This window comes from Neisseria sp. P0021.S005, assembly GCF_051956955.1.
This window is the reverse complement of record NZ_JBQCWY010000578.1, coordinates 1-1,952: the sequence shown is the minus strand read 5'-3', so window position 1 is coordinate 1,952 and position 1,952 is coordinate 1. Positions and strand designations below refer to the sequence as shown.

2 protein-coding genes are annotated in these 1,952 nt (G+C 49.8%); both read left to right on the top strand.

The features are described from left to right. Positions 1-579 (top strand): SPFH domain-containing protein (locus ACTHUE_RS17100; RefSeq protein ID WP_440402835.1); only part of this gene is annotated, 579 nt, incomplete at its 5' end. A 161-nt stretch (positions 580-740) separates the two neighbouring features. Continuing rightward, the coding region (locus tag ACTHUE_RS17095; RefSeq protein ID WP_440424043.1) for a DUF4178 domain-containing protein at positions 741-1,952 on the top strand (1,212 nt) is incomplete at its 3' end.

The following is a 1,952-nucleotide window of genomic DNA, read 5'->3' as shown; positions in this document are numbered from 1 at the left end:
GGTGTGGCGGCGCAATACAGCGGCGTAGACTTGGAAAACCAACTGCGCAATATCGCAGTCACCCAGTTGGCGGCCGCGTTCGGCAGCTCCGGTATCCCATTCTTGGATATGGCGGCGAACCAAGTTTTGCTGTCGCAAAAAATCGGCGAATTGCTTGGCGCGGAATTTGCCAAGCTGGGTTTGGCACTGGAAAACTTCACTGTTGAAAGCATTACTTTGCCCGCGTCTATTCAGGCTGCGTTGGATAAGAAAATTTCGATGGGTGTTATCGGCGATTTGGGACGCTACACCCAATATCAAACCGCCGAATCTATTCCGCTTGCGGCACAAAATGAAGGCGGACTTGCCGGAATCGGTGCAGGTTTGGGCGTAGGTGCCGGTATTGGTCAGGCGATGGCGGGTGCCATGGCTGGCATGATGCAGCCGAATGCGCAACAGGCTCAGCAAAATGCTCAGCCGGTTGCCGAAGATCCGCAGGCTAAATTGGTGAAACTCAAGTCTTTGCTGGATGGCGGTTTGATTTCGCAAGAAGATTTTGACAAAGCCAAGGCTGAAGTGTTGAAACAGCTGATTGGTTGATCAATTGAAGGCCGTCTGAAAAATATCATTCAAAAGAAGCGTTGAGCTGCTTCTATGAAAAGGTTTCAGACGGCCTTTCAAATGATTTGATTAAGCCTGTCCGACTTCAAAAACGTTAAGGCCGTCTGAAACACTCCAACCCATTCTGAAAAAGCAAACCCATGTCTCAAACTCCTTTCTTCAAAACCGACTGCCCAAGCTGCGGAGCACCTGTCGAGGCGCATTCTGCTTCTGCCGTGACGCTGGTGTGCGGCTATTGCAACAGCATGCTGGTGCGGAAAGATAACGGCGTTGTCGACTCCGGCCGCGACTCCGCATTGCTGGAAGATTTTAGTCCGCTGCAAATCGGAACCAGCGGCACATTTGTCGCACAACGCTTTACCTTGGTTGGACGGCTTCAGGTGCAATACGACGATGGCGCGTGGAATGAATGGTATGCGCTGTTTGACGACGGCAGAGCCGGTTGGCTTTCTGAGGCGGGCGATTTGTATGTGATGACCATGCCGGTCGAAATCGATAATCCGCCGAAATTTGAAGATACGCGAGCCGGATTTAGCGAGCTGACTTTTCAAGATAAGCACTATATTGCCTCCGATGTCCGCAACATCAGCTTGAAACATGCGGCTGCGCAGGGCGAATTGCCGTTTGTTTTGAAAGAGGATACAGAAAATCGGGTTTCCGACTGGCGTTGCGAAAACCTTTTCATCACGCTCGATTACAACAATAAAACTCCCGAAGCCTTCTTCGGGCGGATGGTAAACCTAGATGGTTTGAAGCTGGAAAACACGCGCCACGAAGATGAAATTAAAGAAAGCGCAGGCCGTCTGAAAGGCAGTATTACTTCAGAAAACTGTCCTAACTGCGGCTCGTCCATTCATTGGGTAAACGGGCTGACTTCCCATCTGAACTGTCAAAGTTGCGGCAGCGAATTGGCAGTCGGCAAAGATAAAGCGGAGCTTATTACCGCCAATAATCTGCGTTTGTCGCAAAATACGATGTTTACTTTGCCTGTCGGCTCGACAGGCAGTCTGAAAAATAAAGAGTTTCATGTTATCGGCGCAATTAGATATTTAGAAACAGATGCGCAGGAAACATTTGATAACTTGTTCAAAGGTGCCAAACATACATTGGCACCAGAAGGGCAGTGGACAGAGTATCTGCTTTACAACCCAACTCAGGGTTTCTTATGGCTGGTTGAAGCTGATGAAGGTTGGAATATTTCCGAAACCTTGAACGATTGGCCGCGCCTCGACCGCAACCGCCAACCGCAAGGCTATGGCAAACTTTATGACTATGGCGGACGGGTCAGGATTGCCAGCGGAGCGTTTTATTGGCGTGTCCGAAACGGTGATTTGAACTATTACAGCGATTAC